This is a genomic window from Planktothrix paucivesiculata PCC 9631 (assembly GCF_900009265.2).
Lineage (GTDB): Bacteria > Cyanobacteriota > Cyanobacteriia > Cyanobacteriales > Microcoleaceae > Planktothrix > Planktothrix paucivesiculata.
The window spans coordinates 209,811-229,823 of the sequence record NZ_LR735021.1 but is presented as its reverse complement, the minus strand read 5'-3'; the positions used below and the strand labels follow the sequence as shown (position 1 = coordinate 229,823).

General features: G+C 40.4%; 19 protein-coding genes. 8 read left to right on the top strand and 11 right to left on the bottom strand.

Annotated elements, in window-relative coordinates:
• Positions 1–25: 25 nt before the first annotated feature.
• Complete coding sequence (locus tag PL9631_RS18220; protein WP_083622485.1) at positions 26–577, bottom strand: DUF1269 domain-containing protein; 552 nt, start codon at positions 575–577, stop codon at positions 26–28.
• Between the two features lie 186 nt (positions 578–763).
• Between PL9631_RS18220 and PL9631_RS18215 the strand changes: the two genes are divergently transcribed.
• Entirely contained in the window at positions 764–1,855 is a 1,092-nt protein-coding gene (locus PL9631_RS18215) for a calcium/sodium antiporter (protein ID WP_083622483.1), read from the top strand.
• Positions 1,856–1,925: 70 nt separating this feature from the next.
• On the opposite strand, the gene PL9631_RS18210 is transcribed toward PL9631_RS18215, so the two are convergent.
• Entirely contained in the window at positions 1,926–2,810 is an 885-nt protein-coding gene (locus PL9631_RS18210) for a phosphate/phosphite/phosphonate ABC transporter substrate-binding protein (protein WP_083622482.1), read from the bottom strand.
• 252 nt (positions 2,811–3,062) lie between these two features.
• Between PL9631_RS18210 and PL9631_RS18205 the strand changes: the two genes are divergently transcribed.
• Positions 3,063–3,983 (top strand): c-type heme family protein, encoded by a 921-nt coding sequence (locus PL9631_RS18205; RefSeq protein ID WP_197046424.1) that lies wholly within the window; start codon positions 3,063–3,065, stop codon positions 3,981–3,983.
• Between the two features lie 31 nt (positions 3,984–4,014).
• Here the strand turns inward: PL9631_RS18205 and PL9631_RS18200 are convergent, their stop codons facing one another.
• Positions 4,015–5,124 carry a serine/threonine-protein kinase gene (locus tag PL9631_RS18200; protein ID WP_083622480.1) on the bottom strand — a complete coding sequence of 370 codons (1,110 nt, stop codon included), beginning with the start codon at positions 5,122–5,124 and terminating at the stop codon, positions 4,015–4,017.
• A gap of 156 nt (positions 5,125–5,280) precedes the next feature.
• On the opposite strand from PL9631_RS18200, the gene PL9631_RS18195 reads away from it, so the two are divergent.
• The 5 genes from PL9631_RS18195 (at position 5,281) to PL9631_RS18180 (ending at position 11,182) form a co-directional block, all read left to right on the top strand.
• Positions 5,281–6,537 (top strand): competence/damage-inducible protein A, encoded by a 1,257-nt coding sequence (locus tag PL9631_RS18195; protein WP_083622479.1) that lies wholly within the window; start codon positions 5,281–5,283, stop codon positions 6,535–6,537.
• 503 nt (positions 6,538–7,040) lie between these two features.
• On the top strand, positions 7,041–7,178 hold the full coding sequence (locus PL9631_RS26260) for a hypothetical protein (RefSeq protein ID WP_197046423.1): 138 nt from the start codon (positions 7,041–7,043) through the stop codon (positions 7,176–7,178).
• A gap of 30 nt (positions 7,179–7,208) precedes the next feature.
• Entirely contained in the window at positions 7,209–7,670 is a 462-nt protein-coding gene (gene aroQ, locus PL9631_RS18190) for a type II 3-dehydroquinate dehydratase (RefSeq protein ID WP_083622613.1), read from the top strand.
• Positions 7,667–8,635, top strand: a complete 969-nt coding sequence (locus tag PL9631_RS18185; RefSeq protein ID WP_083622477.1) for an ADP-ribosylglycohydrolase family protein — start codon at positions 7,667–7,669, stop codon at positions 8,633–8,635. Before aroQ ends, PL9631_RS18185 begins: the two co-directional genes overlap by 4 nt.
• A gap of 69 nt (positions 8,636–8,704) precedes the next feature.
• A complete protein-coding gene (locus PL9631_RS18180) occupies positions 8,705–11,182 on the top strand; it encodes an HD family phosphohydrolase (RefSeq protein ID WP_083622476.1) in 2,478 nt (825 codons plus the stop codon).
• Here PL9631_RS18180 and PL9631_RS18175 read toward each other — a convergent pair.
• Positions 11,169–11,516 (bottom strand): alpha/beta hydrolase-fold protein, encoded by a 348-nt coding sequence (locus PL9631_RS18175; RefSeq protein ID WP_083622474.1) that lies wholly within the window; start codon positions 11,514–11,516, stop codon positions 11,169–11,171. The genes PL9631_RS18180 and PL9631_RS18175 overlap by 14 nt on opposite strands.
• A gap of 641 nt (positions 11,517–12,157) precedes the next feature.
• Positions 12,158–12,652: a helix-turn-helix domain-containing protein gene (locus tag PL9631_RS18170; RefSeq protein WP_083622473.1), complete on the bottom strand. Its 495-nt coding sequence runs from the start codon at positions 12,650–12,652 to the stop codon at positions 12,158–12,160.
• A 60-nt stretch (positions 12,653–12,712) separates the two neighbouring features.
• On the opposite strand from PL9631_RS18170, the gene PL9631_RS18165 reads away from it, so the two are divergent.
• The gene (locus tag PL9631_RS18165) at positions 12,713–13,606 is read left to right on the top strand and encodes a tyrosine-type recombinase/integrase (protein WP_083622471.1); all 894 of its coding nucleotides are present in this window, start codon (positions 12,713–12,715) and stop codon (positions 13,604–13,606) included.
• A gap of 173 nt (positions 13,607–13,779) precedes the next feature.
• On the opposite strand, the gene PL9631_RS18160 is transcribed toward PL9631_RS18165, so the two are convergent.
• The 6 genes from PL9631_RS18160 to PL9631_RS18135 form a co-directional block, all read right to left on the bottom strand.
• Positions 13,780–15,060, bottom strand: a complete 1,281-nt coding sequence (locus PL9631_RS18160; RefSeq protein ID WP_083622470.1) for an MFS transporter — start codon at positions 15,058–15,060, stop codon at positions 13,780–13,782.
• A gap of 90 nt (positions 15,061–15,150) precedes the next feature.
• Positions 15,151–15,780 (bottom strand): CDP-alcohol phosphatidyltransferase family protein, encoded by a 630-nt coding sequence (locus PL9631_RS18155; protein WP_083622468.1) that lies wholly within the window; start codon positions 15,778–15,780, stop codon positions 15,151–15,153.
• Positions 15,781–15,788: 8 nt separating this feature from the next.
• Positions 15,789–16,718, bottom strand: a complete 930-nt coding sequence (locus tag PL9631_RS18150; RefSeq protein ID WP_197046422.1) for a phosphatidate cytidylyltransferase — start codon at positions 16,716–16,718, stop codon at positions 15,789–15,791.
• Positions 16,719–16,726: 8 nt separating this feature from the next.
• On the bottom strand, positions 16,727–17,536 hold the full coding sequence (locus tag PL9631_RS18145) for an SDR family oxidoreductase (protein WP_083622465.1): 810 nt from the start codon (positions 17,534–17,536) through the stop codon (positions 16,727–16,729).
• On the bottom strand, positions 17,533–19,194 hold the full coding sequence (locus PL9631_RS18140) for an FAD-binding oxidoreductase (protein WP_197046421.1): 1,662 nt from the start codon (positions 19,192–19,194) through the stop codon (positions 17,533–17,535). The genes PL9631_RS18145 and PL9631_RS18140 overlap by 4 nt, the downstream gene beginning before the upstream one ends.
• Before the next feature lie 52 nt (positions 19,195–19,246).
• Positions 19,247–19,999 carry a lysophospholipid acyltransferase family protein gene (locus PL9631_RS18135; RefSeq protein WP_083622462.1) on the bottom strand — a complete coding sequence of 251 codons (753 nt, stop codon included), beginning with the start codon at positions 19,997–19,999 and terminating at the stop codon, positions 19,247–19,249.
• Positions 20,000–20,013: the final 14 nt, after the last annotated feature.

Below are 20,013 nucleotides of genomic sequence, written 5' to 3'. Positions count from 1 at the left end.
CTCCACCTATTTTTACTTAGATTAATTAGGCTTCCGGGGGCGTAGATTCAAGGTCAGCACTGATGGTTTTTGCCGTTGTTTCCAGTTGAGACGCAATATCCGATTTAATCGAACGTTTATACAATTTTCCGGCATACTCCTCTAAAGTTTCCGTTAATTTATCAACCCAAGTATGCTCAACTAAAGCAATAATCGCCGAACTTCCTGGGGTTAAAGATTCAGAAAGTTCTTTAAGATCTTCTTGGGGAAATCCCAAATCCATAAAATGAGTAATTAAAGCTCCAACTCCTGCTCCACCTGCGGTTAAAGCAATGACTCCCAAAGCTCCAATCGGGTTAAAAAGGGCAATTAATCCCGCCGTAATTCCACCAATAATTGCGCCGCCTTTGGCATCGGTATCTCCAGTTTCACTAATAGAAACTTTGCCTTTTTCATTCTTAACCATAACCGCAGCATTCACAATCGAAATAATTCCTTGTGTTTGCAATTCCTTGAGCTCTTTCAAAACTTCTTTGGCTTTCTCTTGTTCCGGGTAAGCAACAACTACTAAAGTTGTTAAATCTTCTGCATAAGTCATGTTTTATTCCTCAAAATTTATTGTTTTAACAAATTCTGTCAATCTGGGTGACAATCCTAACCCCCTCCACTTTACCACACCCTCATCAACAAAGTTGATTAAACCCATGATAGATTGACAAAAGGGGTTGTAATCTTTCATTGTAAACACAGATACCTAATTTTAACGGTTAAGGATTTTTATTGTATGAGCTTGAGCGTGATTCTGTTATTGATAGCGGGTTTAGTCTTATTGGTTTTAGGAGCAGAACTATTAGTTCGGGGTGCTTCAACCATTGCTTCAATTTTGGGAATTCCTTCCTTACTTGTGGGGCTAACAATTGTTGCTTATGGAACCAGTTCTCCCGAAATGTCAGTTAGTATTCAATCGAGTTTAGCAGGTCAACCCGATATCGCATTAGGAAATGTTGTTGGGAGTAATATTTTTAATGTGTTAATCATATTAGGAATTTCGTCTTTAATTGCGCCTTTAATGGTAGCCAATCAGTTAATTCGGTTAGATGTTCCGATTATGATTGGGGTATCTTTTTTAACCTTAATGTTTGCCAGTGATGGCAAAATTAGTCGGGTTGATGGCACGATTTTATTTATTGGAGCAATTGTTTATACTCTGTTTTTAATTTATGAAGCTAAGAAACAAAAAAATGAGGAATCTGACGGAGATGAATCCCTGAATCTAGTTGAAAATACGCCGAAAAATTGGATTATTAATATCGGTTTTATTGGGATTGGATTGGTATTATTAGTTCAAGGATCTAATTGGCTAGTTGAAAGTTCAATTTCCATCGCTAGAGCCATTGGAGTCAGCGAATTAGTTATCGGATTAACCATTATCGCCGCCGGAACTTCCCTGCCAGAATTAGCGAGTTCTGTTGTGGCTACAATTAGGGGAGAACGGGATATTGCTGTGGGTAATGTAATCGGAAGCAATATTTTTAATATTCTGGCGGTATTAGGACTTTCCTCCGCCGTATCCCCAGAAGGAATTAATGTTTCCACTGCGGCGTTAAATTTTGATATTCCGGTGATGATTGCCGTGGCAATTTCCTGTTTCCCTATTTTTTATACGGGCAAATCTATTGACCGTTGGGAAGGTGTACTTTTTTTGGCTTACTATTTTGCCTATGCCACCTATTTAATCCTCGATTCTTCAAAACATTCTGAGCTTCCTTTGTTTAATTTTGTGATGATCAGTTTTGTAATTCCCATTACCATTGTCACCTTAATTGTCACCAGTGTTCGCAGCTATAAAGCCAAACGCAAACGCTTAAATCCCTAAGCAGATTCAACTCCCCTTTTTTAGTAGGGGAGAGGTATTATTAATCTATAAAAAGGGTAAAATAGCCTGGTTATTTGGTTTTAACCGTTGACTGAGCCGTTAAAATAACGGGAGTGTCTCGTAATTTTCTTTCTAGGGGTTGAACTTTTTCCATAAACTGAATGATTTGTTGATAATCATCGGGTTGGATATGGGGAAGGTAGCCAGCCTGCTCAATCAGATTTGGAGGAGCATCTTGTAAAATCTTTTTCAGATTTTCCTGTTGTTGAGGATTAAATGTAGATGAAAACAAGACCGAACCTGATGGAATTTGACGAGACTTATGTAATATCCGAAAAGGGCTTGATTTAAACTGAGGTGAATAATTTAGAAATTGATTTTCTGAAACAGCAACGGCATCTAATTTACCAATTTTTAACCAATCTAACGCTATTTTGGGTGTGGGTGCAAACTGAATTTCTGCTAAAGTTAATCCATATAAATCATATAGAGGTAAATAGTATCCGGCTAATGATCCTTTCTGTCCCAATGCTATTTTTTTATTAGAAAGATCTTTAAGGGTATAAATTTCGCTTTCTTTTCTGACCACAATGATGCTGTAATCATTCAAGCCTTGGAGTGGAAAGATAGGGGTATATTCAGCCTCTTGAATTGCCATAGCCGCTAACCCAGGAGGCGCAAATACCACTGACCACACTTGACGTTTTATTTGGTCTACCGCCTGTAATTCACTAAAGGCAGGTTCGATTTCTACGATGGTTTTTGTCTGTTTAGCTAAATAATCTCGAAAGGGTTGATATTGCTGAAGGGCTTGTTCGGCGGTTTCATAACTAACAATACCAACTGTAATTTTTCCCAACAAATCAGAAGAAGATGTATTACACCCCCACAGCAGAGAAAGCCCTAAAAAAATGAAACTTAATAATACAGAGGAAATCCCCTTTTGAGAGAACATAAAATCAATAACCCCTGAGCTATTTGTCTAATTTAAAAACCAAGATAATCCTTTATTTTTCAGATATGCCGAATTTTCCCTTTATAATTCTACAGAATAAAGTTCCTAAAACTTGATATTTTTAACAATCTTAATATTTGCCGGATGACAACCCGAGGCTTTTGAATTATTATCGAAAAATAAATCCCTATTGCCTATTCCCCCTATTTAGGATCAATCAACGGTTCTGGAACTCAAAACAAGGTATTAAAAATGTCATTCATCCAACCCAATAAAATCATCCCCTCCCTGAAGCTCAATCAGAAATTTACACTTTTGTTAGTTCTAGTTTTCTTAATAGGAACGGTTTTAAGTGGAATTGTGCTCTCAGGAGTTCTCAATACTAATGCGCGAATGCAATTTAACTCCGAAGCCATGATCTTACTAAAAACAATGAATGCAGTCCGTGATTATACGCATACCCAAGTTACCAGCCATTTAGAAGCACAAATAGCAACGGAATTTTTGCCTCAAAGTGTTCCCACCTATGCCTCCCGAGAAGTGTTTGAAATTCTGAGAAAAGACCCCGAGTGGAATCAATTTTTTTATAAAGAAGCAACTCTCAATCCCACTAATTTACGCGATAAAGCCGATCCTTTTGAGGAGAAATTAATTGCACAATTTAGAAATGATCCTAATTTAAAACAATTAGAATCATTTCGTGAATTTCCCACAGGTAAGGTCTTCTATATTGCTCGTCCCATTCAGATATCTGAAGCCAGTTGTTTAGAATGTCATAGTCAACCCAATAAGGCTCCAAAAAGTTTAATTGACCGTTATGGGTCAGAGAATGGTTTTGGTTGGAAACTGAACGAAATTGTAGGGGCTCAAGTTATTTTTGTTCCCGCCAATACCGTTTATCATCGGATGCGTCAATCCCAAATTATTATTATCTCCATTGTGGTTGGTATTTTTGCCGTAACAATTTTGTTAGTCAATATTTGGCTCAAACGCTATGTAGTTAAACCCCTAAAACGGATGGCTAATGCCGCAGAAGCTGTTAGTACGGGGAATATGGATGCAGAATTTGAACAAAAAAGTACCGATGAAGTGGGTACGTTAGCGAAATCCTTTACTCGCATGAAAATTAGTTTACAAATGGCGATGCAACGGCTAGGTCAACAGCGAAATTAATGACCGCAGGATAGATAGACTGATAATCCTTTTAATCTCTTAAACGTTGTCGAAAAGATTTAGCTTCGTTAGAATCAGGAATATTAGCCGCTAATTTATCCACTAATTCTTGTGGGGTTAATTGGGGAAATTCTATTAATGTATCTTGCACAATAAAATTAGCAAAGGGGCCAATAAATTCTGCTAAAGTTTGACGACATTGTTCTTGGAAAATACTAGAAATTATTATAGTGGAGGAAACCGTTTGGGTAGTGCTCGAAACATCAGTATTCGTAAGATGGGGCAGATTAAAGGTGATAGTAGACTGTTCAAACAGTTCTGTTAACTGCCCTATTGCCTCCAAAGCATTCTGGGCTGTGGGGTAACGTTGGCGATAATCATAACGCACCATTTTATCTAAAATATTGGCTAAGGCTTGACTGATAGGTTGAGGAGTCGGTAACACGCGACAACAATATTCTCCTTCTAAATTTTGGGGAAATTGACGAGGGGATAAACCACTTAAAGCTTGCAAACCTATCATGCCTAAAGCATAAATATCACTGCTAAATTTAGGCTTAAAAGCTTGCTGTTCACTGGGCATATAATTAGGTGTTCCCACCGCAACTGTTAAAGTGGTTTCACCCGTTGAATTAATCGAACAAAGACTCACTTCTTTAACGGCTCCAAAATCAATTAAAATAATTTTATGATCCTGATGACGACGAATTAAATTAGCAGGTTTAATGTCTCGATGAATCACCTGATTTTCATGAACAAATGCCAGGACGTGCAGAACTTCCTGTAATAAAATAATTACATCCCCCTCAGACCAAGCTTGACCCGAGATAATTAATTCATTTAAAGGTTGACCTTCAATATAGTCCTGGACTAAATAAAATTCCTGATTTTGTTCAAAATGAGCCAGCAAACTCGGAATTTGTTCATGATGTCCTAAACGATGTAGGATATCAGCTTCTTGAATAAACAGACGTTTGGCAATTTGCTGGGTATTAGAATCCTTAGCTATGGGTTTGAGTTGTTTAACCACACACCAGGGATTATGGGGTAAATGCAAGTCTTGAGCTAGGAAGGTTTGACCAAAACCCCCTGTTGCCAAGGGTTTAATCAGTTTATAACGATTTGCCAGTTGAGTTTCCATGATCATCTCCGTCCCAGCACACAGGTTAATCTTTATACTGTTGATTTATCCTTATTGTATCTGTGCTTTTGATAACATCAGTCAGTGAACAGGGTTTTGAGGAGGTTTGAGTTTATTAATTAGGGGTATATTGATAATCTATCTTATTTTAAGTTTATGGTTGCTGAAATTATTTGTGTCGGGACGGAACTCCTGTTGGGCGATATCCTCAATAGCAATGCTCAGTTTTTGGGACAACAATTGGCTCAATTAGGCATTCCCCATTATTATCAAAGTGTGGTCGGAGATAATCGAGAACGCCTAAAAAAAGTAATTGCGATCGCCTCTGAACGTTCTCAATTATTAATTTTTACCGGAGGTTTAGGGCCGACTCCCGATGATTTAACCGTTGAAACCATCGCTGATTTTTTTGGATTTCCCCTGATAGAAAGACCGGAAATTATTGAAGATATCACTGAAAAATTTAATCAACGGGGAAGGGTGATGTCGGCGAGTAATCGCAAACAAGCCCTAATTCCTCAAGGGGCAGAAATTCTGGCTAACTTAACCGGAACTGCCCCCGGAATTATCTGGAAACCCCGGGGAGATCAACTCACAATTTTAACCTTTCCGGGGGTTCCCGCAGAACTCTATCAAATGTGGTCAGATGTGGCAATTCCCTATCTGAAAAATAATGGTTGGTGTCAAGGAATTATTCAAAGTTGTACCCTAAAATTTTGGGGAATAGCCGAATCTACTTTAGCCGAAAAAGTCGCTGATTTCCTGGATCTGAAAAATCCCACCGTTGCCCCCTATGCTAATCATGGAGAGGTAAAATTAAGAATTTCTGCCCGGGCACAATCTCCAGAAATTGCCCAACAATTAATTACCCCGATTGAAACCCAACTCCGAGAAATTGCCGGACTCGATTGTTATGGGGCCAATGGTCAAACCCTCGCCTCGGTGGTAGGGGAATTATTACAAGAATATCAAGCCACCTTGAGTGTGGCCGAATCCTGTACTGGAGGAGGTTTAGGACAAATCCTGACCCAAATTCCCGGCAGTTCTGAGTATTTTTTGGGGGGTGTGATTGCCTATCATAATCAGGTGAAGGCGGCTATCCTCCAGGTCAACCCCGATGATTTAGAGGAATACGGGGCCGTGAGTGCCGTGGTGGCCGAACAAATGGCCGTCGGTGTAAAAAATCTTTTGCAAACCACTTGGGGTTTAAGTATTACCGGAATTGCTGGGCCAGGGGGAGGGACGGCAGCCAAACCCGTCGGACTGGTTTACATTGGTTTAGCGACGCCCCAGGGGTCAGTAGAGAGTCTGGAATGTCGGTTTGGGGAAAAACGAGGTCGGGATTGGATACGGCGAGTCAGTGCGAGTACGGCCCTTGACCTCCTGCGTCGTCATCTGCTGGGTCAGGGTTGACCTTTGAGGAAAAACAGAAAATTGTCAAGCTATTGCCTAAATTTGTAAAGATTCGTTATGCTGAGAGTGGTATTGTGCAATTCAATACCTAAACATCCCCGGAAAAATTGTTAAGATTAATCTATTACAGTTTCTCTGGACGTTGGGTTCAGTCCAACGGTTTCCGATCAGCAACCCTAATCCTACCCTTTTTCAATTCATCGGAAATATGATTGTGCAAGGAGAGGGTTCCGGGCTGTCAAACCCCTAAATTCAGGGGATTATTCTAAATTGTCCTATTACCAAATCCTTAAAATTTTAGAAATTTTTATAGAATTTTGAGCCATAATGGGGTAAGATAATAGAATAAGAAATAGATAGGAGATATCTGTTAAAGATAAAACTTGCTAACCTATAGCAAGCCTAAGTTTTGAGCTTTATGCGGTGATTGGGCTAACCATTCGGTTAACCTTAACCCCCAGTCCAGTTGCGTAGCTAGTTTACAGCGAGGAGCTTTTTGTTCAATGGAATACATTGATAGAATACTGGAAAAATTAAAAGAATGGGCACGGGAGCTTATTGATGCCCTATTGGGCCCGGCGACTCAACCCGAAGCGGAGCCAATTCCTGTACCCGTGGATGAGCCGCGCCGTCGGAGGTAGTGAATTTAACATTTGATTAAGGTTAATCCTTTGCTAAGTCTTTTAGTATTGCATGGCCCCAATTTGAATCTATTGGGTCAGCGAGAACCGGAAATTTACGGGAAAACAACGTTAGAAGGAATTAATCGATTGTTGGAACAGGAAGCTCAGTTATTCCCAGTTAAACTCTCGATCATCCAGTCTAACCACGAAGGGGTTTTGGTGGATGCAATACACTCCGCATTCGGGCAACACCAAGGCTTGCTAATTAATGCTGGAGCCTATACTCACACCAGTATTGCGATTCGAGATGCTATCTCAGGTGTTGGAATTCCGACCGTTGAGGTACATCTGAGCAATATCTACCGTCGAGAAGCCTTCCGGCATCATTCTTTTATCGCCGCAGTGGCGATTGGACAAATTAGTGGATTTGGGGCCGAAAGTTACCGATTGGGACTACGGGCTTTGGTTGATCATTTGCAGGGGCAAAACCCCTTAGCATCGGCTTCATGAACCCATATTCACTATCTGGCCAATTTCAAGGGGCTTTTCTCGGAATAATCCTCGGTTATCAGTTGGGTCAACTGCAACACGGGTCTGAAACCCAATCTCCCGGTTCTTCCCTGAATTGGGGGGAACTGATTCCCGGACTCGCTCAAAGCTTAATTCAACATCAGGGATTTCATCCCCTTGATTACTGGGCCGGAGTGACGAACCAGAGGGAAAAACCTCTAAAATGGGAAATCTCTCAAAAACCTGCGTTCCCATTCCCACAGGGGTTAAATTCAGGCAGTGAGGCGGCTATTGTTGGCTTCCCACTGGCCTTGTTTTTTCACGATAATTTGAATGCTTTGCAACAGTTGGGAGCGAATCAACCCGAACAAATAGCCTCGGTTTGGGATGGGGTTTTGGCCATGGCTATGGCGATCGCCCAGATCCTGACTCAAAATCCCGAACTCGATCAACTGATTCCTAACTTGTTGAAGCAATTACCGACGGAATCGGTCTTGAGCGCTAAATTAGAACAGGTTCAAACCCTCTTAGAGCAAAAAGCCAGTTTAGAAACGGCGGTTCGTCAACTGACCCAGACCCCAAAGCCACCACAGAGGGTTCTGGCAGATTTTGAGCCTCAAAATTGGACGGCCTTGGCCCTGGGCTTCTATTGTTTCCTCAGCACCCCAGAAAACTATGGTTTAACGGTTTTGCGATCGCGACAAACGGGATATCACCCTGAAATCACCGCCGCCATTAGTGGAGCCTTATCCGGCACCTATCAAGGCTTAATCGGAATTCCAGTCAAATGGCGTTTAGAGCTTCCAGACGCCTCTGTTCGGCTTGCAACTGCTCCAGAAATCGAAAATAATCCCCTAAAACTCAACCCCACTCAGGAAGAACTGCTACAGTTAGCTCAGAACTTGTTTGCCCTGTGGTCAGGTGTATATCGCCCTGGAAAACCCATGGTGATTCGCTTTCCTTAAAAACTCAAAACAATACTATACAATTAAATTCAAACGGCTGCTCCACCCCTTGATCTAGTTTCCAAGCAGATGAATACGCGACCTACTCTGACGCAACAGATTGAACGGCTTTGTAGCCGCGCCCATTCCGCCTCGTCTCCCATACAGCCTTCAACCCCGAAACCATCCGGTTCTAACTCTTCATTTTTATCCAATTCTAAATCCCGAAAAGTCAACAAAAAATTGAGTTCCTTGGCTAGTCCGACCTTTTTCCTGGTGAGTGTGGTTTCCTTAACAAGCGTCATCGGCGTGCGATTTTACAACCAACCAAAATTAAATGTCGGCCGTGTTGCCCAGGAAACTATTAACGCCCCCTGGGATGCTATTGTCCCTGACTTGAAAACCACCGATGAAAAGCGCAAAGCGGCTGAAATTGGCTCAATTCCCGTCCTAGTAATTGATCATGCTGTTAATCAAGAGATTGAGCAAACCATTCAAAAGGTATTAGCCCAGGGCACGTCAATCCGAAAAATTGCTGAACCCTTTCCTTTTGTCAGTACGGGAATTTTATCCACGGAAGTTCAGCGTTATCTGCGCGGGGTTCCCGAACGAGAATGGCAAGATTTAATCGCCCAAGTCGAACAGGTAAGTGTACAAATTCCCTCGACCCTGACGCCAAAAACCCCCAATAAAAAAAACCCGACAAAATTTACCGATTGGCAAGAAGCTAACTTAGCTGAAATTCGCCAAAAAACCCTCAAACAATTACAAGTCTATCGTCAGCGCACAACCCCCGTTGAATTTTCCGAGTTGTTGTCTGACGTGACCCAAGCTCGTTGGCGATATGCGGCATCTTTGAATGCTTTTGCCCAGGACTTATTGAATGATCAAAAAGTCTTTTATAATGAGTCGATTTTTAGTTGGTCTGAGCCAATTTGGTTACAAACCCAACAGGGAATTGCTCAAATTATTCAGGAGATGTTAACCCAGGGGATTGCTCCGGGTGTACCGGATGAAGTCTTAAAAAAAGCCATAGAAGTTCATGTTAGATATACGATTCCTACAGAAACTCGATTCTTTGCTATGGATTTGTTGAATCAGGTTTTAAAAGTCAATTTAGTTAAAGATCTCGAAGCAACTCGACACCGGGCGGAGTTAGTCGCGCAAAAAATTGAACCGGTGTTGGTGAATATTAGTCAGGGAGAAGTTATTGTTAACAAAGGACAAAAAATTACTCAACGGGATTTTGTCTTGCTGGATTATTTTGGTTTAAGTGAACGGGGAATTAATTCTAAGGGGTTGATTAAGTTAGTGGGATTAGTCAGCCTAGGAGTGGGAATTGTTTTATTGGTGGAATGGAAATTTCATCGCGGTTTACGACGTCGAGATCGGTTGTTATTATTACTCCTGACCTTGAGTACACCGATTATTATTCTCTTAAAATTACCTCTGATTAATTTACCTGCGGTGGGTTTATTAGTAGGAAGTTTTTATGGCTCGGCTGTGGGCGTAACGGTGGTCGGTCTGCTTTCGCTGCTATTACCAATTGGGATGGAAATTGATAGTTTTCATTTGCTCGCTAGTGCCGTGGGCGGATTGGTCGCCAGTCTGTTGGCGGGACAATCTCGCAGTCGAGAGGAATTAGCATTACTAGGGTTAGAGGTGGGAATTGCTCAAGGCGCTGTTTACTTAATTTTTAATTTAATGGCGAGTGCAACGGCGGGATCAATTTGGTATGTTCTGCTCAAGGTTGTGGGATTACAAGTATTAGAAGGAGTAGCCTGGAGTATTGTCGCCTTGGGGTTAAGTCCCTATTTAGAACATCTATTTGATTTAATTACTCCGATTCGATTAGCTGAGTTAGCAAATCCTAATCGACCCTTATTAAAAAAATTAGCAACCCTAGCACCCGGAACATTTCAACATACTATGTTTGTGGCAACTTTAGCTGAAGCCGCCGCTCAAGAATTGGGCTGTAATGTGGAATTGGTGAGAACTGGAACTTTATATCATGATATTGGAAAAATGCACGACCCTTTAGGATTTATTGAAAATCAAATGGGGGGAACGAATAAACATGATCGGATTGATGACCCTTGGCAAAGTGCCAAAATTATTAAAAAGCACGTGAGCCAGGGGTTAGTAATGGCAAAAAAATATCGTTTACCAAAAGCGATTCAATCGTTTATTCCTGAACATCAAGGAAGTATGCAGATTGCTTATTTCTATTATCAAGCCCAACAAATGGCTAAAGAAAATCCTGAGTTGGAAGTTAGGGAAGAGGATTTTCGCTATGATGGGCCGATTCCCCAATCTAGGGAAACCGGTATTGTGATGTTAGCAGATTCCTGTGAGGCGGCATTGCGATCACTTAAGGATGCTACCCACGAAGAAGCATTAAATATGGTGAATAAAATATTAAAAGCTCGATGGCAAGATAATCAATTAATAGATTCGGGTTTAACCCGGGCAGAAATGGCAAAAATTGCTGAAATCTTTGTCCGAGTTTGGGAACAAGTCAATCACAAACGGATCGCTTATCCCAAAGCGGTATTCAGTTGTCGATAATATTCAGAAATTCTCTGATCAAGGTGGCATCGATATAAAATCCCGCCCCAGTTGCTAACTCCCCGTCGTCATTTTCCCTTAAAATTCTGGTATGGCGGAGACTTGTATCGGGTGCAACCCCCATTAAACCGTATGGGGCGGCTAAACGTTGGACTCCAGTTTTAATCATAAAGTTTTCTGACCTACCGGTTAACCCCGAAAGGTAGTAAAGTACGGTAACAGGGTGAGATTGAGCTTGGGGCGGTTGATCGACGGAAAATCCCATCTCGCTAGGACAACTTGCAGCAAAAATGGCGATAAAAGCCGACTTTCCCGCCAAAGCAGAAATTTTCACTAATTAGGTTCAAACCAGAGATTCTCTGTAAACTTTCAATTTATCAACTTATTTTATCAATGGGAAAAGCAATCTTTGCTTTTCCGTAATCTCCTTTTAATATCCTGTAGAACCCTTTTAGGGTAGCCACCGAGATACCTGCAAAATGGGACACGTTGTAAAGTTTTGTAACGTTAATGTTTAAAATCCACGATTTTACGTTGTTTCAACACTGGATTCCGCGTGTCCTCTTTTGTAAAACATCCCCTAAAAAGGTCATAAATGGGCAAGTTTGAAAGACTGAATAGTGTTAACAGTGGATTTAAGTATCCAAAAACTAGAATGTTTCAGTACCATTTTTGGGCAAGTTTTTAAATCATTAAAAGACATTTTGCAATATTTGTTTACAAAGTGTCCCATTTTGCACGTATCTCGGCGACTACCCAGTCAGAAATACCCTTAAACGAGCACCCATATTTTCATGACCTCGGTAGATTTCTTCTCCCTTTTCATTTATCTTTACATACTTTGGTTTCTTCCTGCCTACCTACTTATTTCCCTCTTTTATCACTTTAAGGGAAAAGCCTAATTTCCCGTAGGCTGAAAGGGCGTAACTTCGTTCAAATTCCCCTTAGTGATAAAAGAGGGTTATTTTCTAACTCTTATTTCTGCTCTGTCTTTCTCAAATCAACAGCTTTGTGCTTTCCATCCCGATAAGACTGACCACACATCGGACAAAACCGATATTGCTCAGAAGTAATGGGATGAGAACAGTGGGAACAGCGATCGCACAAAACCCCCCCACACAAAAAACAAAACTTGGCCCTGGGGTCAAGCCACCCCAACTCCGGCGCCGTCCCCGGTGTCCAACAGCACAGACACAGTTTCAGCGCCTGAGACACCTCCACCCCCGTCCCCCGCACCGCCGCCTCCAAATACGCCACCGGAACCCCCAAAACCTGAGCCAGACCCCGTTTCGCCTTCTGACTCAAACGAGTCGTTAACCCCCGCTCAATCTTGCCAATACTTTGCAGATGCAACCCACACCCTTGCGCCAACTGCTCTTGACTCAGACGCTTCAGTCCTCGCAGCCGTCGCACGTATTCCCCCAGGGTTTCCTCGGGTTGGGGCAGAAATTCCGATGTTAAAGTGTGCATTAAAATATGCTAAAAACAGTAGTGATTAACCTCTTCTTATTTCAGCATAATTCCTGTTTTATGACAACCACAATTGCTACAATTGCTACCCAATTTTTACAGCGTCCTGAACTTTCCCCCGCTACCCGAAAGTCTTATGAACTCACCCTGATTCCCTTCCTACAACAGTATGGCTTCTCGGACATTAAAACGCTAGATCGCCAACAAGTGCGCGACTACCTCGACTCCTTAACCCACCTGAGTTACACCACCCATCGCCGCCATCAACGCATCCTCATCGCCCTCATGAACTTTGCCGTAGATGAAGGCTATATCCCCCTCAACCCCATCGCCCGCCTCAAACCCAGAAAACCCGATGCCCAGCAAGGAGAACACCACGAAGACAGCACGATCCGCTACCTTAAACCCCATCAACTCAACGCCCTATATCAAGCCATCCGCCACCTCTCCAACTGGCGACTCATGGCATTAGTCCGTTTACTACACCGCAGTGGGGCCAGAGTTAGTGAAGTCCTCGCCTTAGATCTCGACCAAATCAACTCCTCCGACCGCAAATTCCAAGTCATCGGTAAAGGCAATAAACGACGCTGGTGCTTCTACAGTGCCGATGCAGCCCAAGCCTTAGAACGCTATATTCAGGGGACTCGCCCTCCCCAGGCCACCGCCTTATTTGTCGCCCAGCACCCCAAAACCCTCCAGATCAGCCGCCTTAGCTACAGCCAAGCCTATCAAGACTGGAAAGACGCGATCGCCCTCGTCCCTACACTTCAAGACGCTAGATTGCATGATTTAAGACATACTTTTGCCACCGAGCGAGTCGGGTTAATGGGTTTAGAAGAATTACGGGCATTGATGGGACATAGTAGTATCCAGACCACGTTACAGTATCAAAAAGTCACATCAGAGAAAGCGGAACTAATTGCTCAAACAGCCTTAGACAAATTGCTGGACTAATTTAGCCAAAAGTATGTTAATTTACCTTAAAATCAAGAGTATTAATACTACTCTGGAACATGGGGCAGAAGACAAATGTTGATGAAAAAATCAAGATTCAGGCCGAACGAGGCCCAGAGGCGATTGTGTAGAGCAAATTCGATTTCACAGAATTTTTCGATCTACTGAGTTGGCTATTCAATATCAGGTAATTCATCTTCTACCCTGCGAATAGTTGGATAATTATAAGCAGCAACTGTTGCCAATATTACAAATATTCCTACTAAAATGAATAGTAAGCCAATACCCCTGCCTGGGCCGACACCAATCACTAGACCAACACTATTTGCTAGTAATCCATCTGGAAGTAATAAAGGCTGAAATACATAGTCTGCTAAAGGGCCAGCCACAAGGTAAGCAAAGGGAAAAGCAGCCCAAGCGATCGCTCCCCGCAAGGCAAAAACACGACCTTGAACTTTTGGGTCAACCTTAACCTGCCAAATTGAATTATGAGAGCTAATAATAACGGGAACGCTAAAAAAAGCACAGAAAGCGGCAGCACTAATTAATATTGGTTCAGGTTGCAAACCTGCTACTAAAATTGAAAAGCCTAATATAAATTCAAAGCATAAGACAGCATCAACTTTCCGCTTAAAACCGCTCCAGGTACTCATTAAAATAGCTCCTAATAACCAACCGCTTCCACCTATAGAAAAAATTTGACCTAGAACTTTCGCATTGGTAAAACTTAACACCATTGGAGTTATTAATACTTGTACTAACCCAATCGTGAAGTCAGTAATAAAAAAGAATATTAGGAGCATTAATAAACCACGACGAGCCTTGATATAATACCAACCCTCAACGATATTCTCTAACAGTGAAGTTGGAGAAAAGTTACCATAACGGTGATGAGCAACATTAGGAAATGATATAAATATTAGTGTTGATGTAGCTATAATAAAGGTAATAAAATCAATAAAAATAACTCCATATATTTTAATTGTATCGACTAATATTCCAGCTAAGATAGGCGATAATAATTGCCCTGCTCCTTGAGCGAGTTGAATCATACCATTAGCCCGACCAAAATCTTCTTTAGAAACAAAGAGCGTTGGGATTGTATAATAAGCTGGTTGTTGAAATCCTTTGCAAGCAGAACTGACTCCAACTGCTAGGTAAAGATGCCAAATTTGTAACCCACCTTGCCACATCAGCAAAGCAATAGAAAGAGTACAAAGAGCGGCAACGATATCACTTAAAATGATCAGCAAACGTCGATTCCATCGATCAGCAATTGCGCCTCCAAAAGGAGCAAGGATAATATAAGGTAATTCAGCAAATACATACATCAGCGAAAATTGTACTGATGAGCCAGTAGTCTGATACAGCCACACTCCCAATGCAAAGCGAGTCAACCCAGAACCAATTAGAGAGATTAGCTGTCCAAACCAAATCAAAAGGAAAGTCTGCATTTTTCTAGTGGTTAAGTTTTGCTATAGCTTTTGCCAGTTTTGCGCTTTTTCTGCTGATTTCAAGGCTCTTTATTATTAATCATGCTATAACTATATGCCAAGAGCAATCGCCCAAACATATACAGCCGTTAGTCCAATTGCACCAAAAGCAAATATGGCATACCAAATACCGCGCAGCTTCAGCATTTTAAAGTTTCCTAACATTGCTAAAGCTAATAGTAAGTAAAGACCCTCTATAACTAACTTCATTATGTTATCCGGCAACACAAATCTCGCTGTAAATACCAAAGGAATAAACAGAGCCGTGTAAGTAACAGGTAAGCCTGTATAATATTGTTCATTTCCTTCATTTATTAAACCTGTGGTGTTAAAATATGCTAATCGCAAAGCATTGGCTGCTAAATAAAATATTAATATGGCGATCGATAATAAATCGTTCAATCCAAAGCAGTACGCAAAAATTGCTGGACTTAAACCGAAGGAACAAAGATCTACAATACTATCTAATTGCTTACCCACTTCGGACTGTAATTCTGTACGAGAAATTTTTTTAGCAACAAACCCATCGAATAAATCAATTATGCCAGCATAGATTATACAAATTACGGCTTGATTATAATGCCCGTTGACTGTAAACAGAACCGAAAAAAAACTCAAAACTAATCCAGTTAAAGTTAAACTGTTAGCTAAATCAAGTTGACGCAGAATAGGACTAAACATTTTGCTCCTTAATTCATCAAAAAATTGAGATGATGTTGAAAATTCACGATAATATAAAAAATTGGAATTGTAAATATAAGGCTATCAAACTTATCTAAAATTCCTCCTGTTACTGCTAAGATTTGACTGAAATCTTTGATTCCTGCTTCTCGCTTGAGACAAGAAGCAATCAAATCACCCGTGAGTGCCAGAAAAGCAACTGCTCCTGATAATAATAAAACTTGCCAAAGCTGCCATTCTGGTAAGATAAAATGAGCAAAACCACCTAAAAGTAGACAAGATAGCAGTCCTCCTATAGTTCCTTCCCATGTTTTATTAGGACTAATTTTAGGAATCAGAGGATTTTTTCCTAAGATTTGACCAACCCCTTGAGAAAAACCATCATGGGTTAAAACCAGTAAGATGAGAAGATTAAATTCTTGATAAGCCGAATCAACCAGTGTGAGTAAACAGGCGAGGGGTAGGGTGATCAAAACCATGCCAAAAGCTGTCGTTAACATTCCGTACATGGGTGGGGGATTATCAAGAATAAAAATGGGGATGGCAATTCCGACCCAAGTAGCAACAATCACCCCGAAGAAAATTGCTAAAGGATTTTCCCACAGACCCCCAACAATTCCAACTGTTCCTAACAGTTGTAACAACATGGGTAAAGGAATAGCACCATACTTTATTTGTACAGTATTGAGTAATTCCTGCCAGCCAAAATAGGCTAATAATAAAGTCACAGGGAGCAATCCGTATTTTCCCAGTCCAGCGGCACCAATTAAAATTAACCCAATGGCAATTAAGATGGCTAATTTTAAGGCATGATGTTTAATTTTAGCTGCATCCCGTCGATAGATGATGGCAAATAGAGTGAAAAAGGATAGCGCGATCGCAATTTCTCCCCCCAAAAGAGTCAGCGTTGGTACAATTAACGGATTGAAAATTTCCACAATTATCCTCACATTTTATAAGAAACTTTAATTTTGAATCTGAATATGATCCATCTGACTAAACCAGGTAGATGGCGTTTCATAAAAATAATTATTTTGCTATAGTTCGCAATGGCTTTTTCCGGTTTTCTTTGGGCGATCGCCTTCACAATTTCTTTGGCGGCTTGGGTGGGAGAGATTAATAATATTGACGGAATAGAATCTGACCAATCTGGATGCCAAACCCCCTCGTTATCGACTTGGCGAATTTCCGTTGCCACATACCCAGGACAAATGTGTATTACTGATACCCCATCAGCAGCTAATTCTTGAGATAAGGATTCGCATAAAGCCCGTAAAGCAAATTTGCTCATACTATAAGCAGAATCACCACTCAAGGCAATGTAACTTTTAACGCTACTAATCACCACTAATCTTCCCTGGGTTTTTTTCAGGTCATCTAAGGTAGCGTGGATTGTGTTAAGAACTCCAAACACATTTGTAGCAAATAGCTTGCGATAATCATTCACGCTTAAGTCGGCTACTTTTCCTTTTAAAGACCAACCCGCATTGGCAACAACAATGTCAATTTTGCCGAACTTACTTCGAGCAAAACTGGCAGCTTTTTCAACTTCTTCATCTATAGCTACATCACACTGAATCGCTATTACCTTTTGACCACTAGGGTCAATTTTTGTGGCTATAGCTGTTAATCGGTCTATGCGTCTTGCCAAAAGTGCTACCTTTGCGCCTTGACGAGCGAGTTCTTTGGCAATTTCTGCCCCAATACCAGAAGATGCCCCAGTAATTAATGCTACTAAACCATTAAACTTGTTCATATAGTTTTACTATCTCTCGAAAAATTGCCGATTCCAAAAATGTTTTGCGGATCGTTAGCTTGTTTAATCTCTTTAATTAATTCAATGCTATCAGATGACAGAGTATTTTTAATAAATTCTTGGCGACTTTTGCCAACACCATGATGATGAGAAATAGACCCACCATTTGCCATGATTGCTTGTCTCAAAGAATGCTCGATTTGAGTAGAAACTACTTCTGGGTATTCCACTCCTTTACTGTAAAAGCCAAACATAAAATATAAACAAACCCCTGTATGGTAAATTTGACTAATCCGGTAAGACAGATAAGGCTTTCCAGGTAAATTAAATTTCTGATGTTGTTCTTTCAATGTCTGGTCAACAGCCTGACAAAGTTGATGAATTTGGCTCCAAGAAACAGAGGTTTCAAATGTTTCACCCATAATATAAAACTTTAATAAGAAGTCGCGCATATAGGCAATAGCATAAGTTAGCATATAGCCCCGATTTCCATTTTCTGCCCCCGATACCAAACCTTGATATTTTTTGGCTAAGGCATATATATTAGCTTGTTGATAGGCAACTTCTTGAACAGAGCCTTCCATCACAATAGTTGCTGCTACCATTTGGTTAGGATTAAAGCCACGCAGATTTAATACATAGATTTTTTTGAGTTTATCAATCCATGTTTTAATATTAGTTGACTTTGGTTTAAGTGCTTGACTGAAGCGAAATTGGTTATTATCAACTAAGCGAATGCTAGCTGGTACAAATCCATTATGAGCTAAGTTATATAAAAATTTTACTCCTAACTCGAAGTTAGGAAAAACGAGAGAACCATATTTTTTTACTTCGGGAACAGGATTAATTTTAATCACGGCTTTGGTAATTAATCCTAAGTTTCCTTCGCTCCCGAATAAGAGATTTTGAATCTGTATTCCCATGGAAGAGCGGGGGGTTGGTTGTATTTGTTCAATTGTGCCTTTGGGAGTAATTAGAGTAATATTTTCTACAATTTGCTCAATATTACCATAGCGATTTTTCTTCATTCCACTGGCATTTGTAGAAATCCAACCGCCTAAAGTCGAAAACTCTAAGCTATCAGGTTCGTGACCGCAAATAAAACCATCATTTCTTAACTGTTCCTCAAGCTGTTGACCTGTAATTCCTGCTTGAACACAAGCGCGGAGATTTTCTTGATCGATCCACTCAATTTTATCCATTCGTCGCATATCTACAGAAACTAACATTCTTTTTTCGTTTTCTGGTAATTTTAAAGCACAGCTAACATTAGTTCCGCCTCCAAAAGGAACAAGACAAATATTATGTTCTATGGCAAGATTGATAATTGTTTTTGCATCTAACTCTGATTGGCAGTAAAATACCATATCTACAGTTCGGTCTAATTTAGAATAAAGAACTTTGTAAATTTCTTTAAAAGCACTTTGTCCATGACTGTGAAACAGGCGTTCTCGATCTTCAAAAGTATATTGATTGCTAGGAAATATATTTGCCAAGGCTTGACAAAAATCTTTGTTAATGGTTGGAGGGTTGATCGACTTTTCTGTGATTTCTTGTTGTTGGTCATAGGGATTAATTTCAATACCTAATTGTTCTTCTATATAGGGAAGGAAATAAGGCATTTTATAACCTGATAGGTTGTAGCGATCGCCTGTCAAAGTTACAGAGCGATCCTCATTAATTACAAACTGGGTATCGGCAAACCCCCATTTATGTCCCCAAGTTTTCATAATTCAAACCTCCTAATAAATTGTCACGCAATTGAGCAATCGCTACATACACATCATTAATAATTTCTCGTTGAATTTGCCGATTGTCAAGTAGATGTTTTTTAGCTTGATAATGGCTGAAGTCTAAAGGTAAGCCAAAACTTACATAAATTGGATGTCGTTTAGGAAAATGTCTACCTTTAGGCAAAGCTTGATAAGTCCCATAAATATAAGCAGGAACAACCAAAACATTTAAGTGAACCACTAATAAGCCTAGCCCTAGTTTTAGTGGTTGCAGTTCACCTGTTACAGAACGAGTTCCTTCTGGAAAAAAAACAATTACTTTATTTTCAGCAACAATTTTTTGGCAGTAACGCACAGAACTTAAAAAATTACTTTTTCGTTTAAAAGCAATCATGTTAAAGAAATTCTTGTACACCCAAGCTTTAAACGGTTCTTGAAAAAAGTAATCTTTTGCTGCTAGGCTATAAACATTTTTAAAATGTTTACCTTGGGCTGCTATCAGTGCTGGGCCATCAAGATGGCTAACGTGATTAGCCGCAATTATATATGCTTGCTCTTGGGGAATATTATCTATTCCTTGACATTTTAGTTTAAACCAATGTTGGTAAATTGCTCTACCACCAATCCAAATAATATTTTGGACTGGATTAACAAGACAATTTGGAAGTTGGGGGTTTTTCATTAATTTAGATGAGTCATTGGTGATTAAAGCTATCTCTTTTTTGTGCATTAATTAATTTATCT

Excerpts from the sequence above, each read along its gene's own strand:
- PL9631_RS18210 (WP_083622482.1), bottom strand. The coding sequence starts at position 2,810 with ATGTTCTCTCAAAAGGGGATTTCCTCTGTATTATTAAGTTTCATTTTT.
- PL9631_RS18205 (WP_197046424.1), top strand. The coding sequence starts at position 3,063 with ATGTCATTCATCCAACCCAATAAAATCATCCCCTCCCTGAAGCTCAAT.
- PL9631_RS18160 (WP_083622470.1), bottom strand. The coding sequence starts at position 15,060 with ATGCAGACTTTCCTTTTGATTTGGTTTGGACAGCTAATCTCTCTAATT.
- PL9631_RS18180 (WP_083622476.1), top strand. The coding sequence starts at position 8,705 with ATGAATACGCGACCTACTCTGACGCAACAGATTGAACGGCTTTGTAGC.
- PL9631_RS18220 (WP_083622485.1), bottom strand. The coding sequence starts at position 577 with ATGACTTATGCAGAAGATTTAACAACTTTAGTAGTTGTTGCTTACCCG.
- PL9631_RS18215 (WP_083622483.1), top strand. The coding sequence starts at position 764 with ATGAGCTTGAGCGTGATTCTGTTATTGATAGCGGGTTTAGTCTTATTG.
- PL9631_RS18145 (WP_083622465.1), bottom strand. The coding sequence starts at position 17,536 with ATGAACAAGTTTAATGGTTTAGTAGCATTAATTACTGGGGCATCTTCT.
- PL9631_RS18170 (WP_083622473.1), bottom strand. The coding sequence starts at position 12,652 with ATGCACACTTTAACATCGGAATTTCTGCCCCAACCCGAGGAAACCCTG.
- PL9631_RS18185 (WP_083622477.1), top strand. The coding sequence starts at position 7,667 with ATGAACCCATATTCACTATCTGGCCAATTTCAAGGGGCTTTTCTCGGA.
- PL9631_RS18165 (WP_083622471.1), top strand. The coding sequence starts at position 12,713 with ATGACAACCACAATTGCTACAATTGCTACCCAATTTTTACAGCGTCCT.
- PL9631_RS18155 (WP_083622468.1), bottom strand. The coding sequence starts at position 15,780 with ATGTTTAGTCCTATTCTGCGTCAACTTGATTTAGCTAACAGTTTAACT.
- PL9631_RS26260 (WP_197046423.1), top strand. The coding sequence starts at position 7,041 with ATGGAATACATTGATAGAATACTGGAAAAATTAAAAGAATGGGCACGG.
- PL9631_RS18200 (WP_083622480.1), bottom strand. The coding sequence starts at position 5,124 with ATGGAAACTCAACTGGCAAATCGTTATAAACTGATTAAACCCTTGGCA.
- PL9631_RS18135 (WP_083622462.1), bottom strand. The coding sequence starts at position 19,999 with ATGCACAAAAAAGAGATAGCTTTAATCACCAATGACTCATCTAAATTA.
- PL9631_RS18195 (WP_083622479.1), top strand. The coding sequence starts at position 5,281 with ATGGTTGCTGAAATTATTTGTGTCGGGACGGAACTCCTGTTGGGCGAT.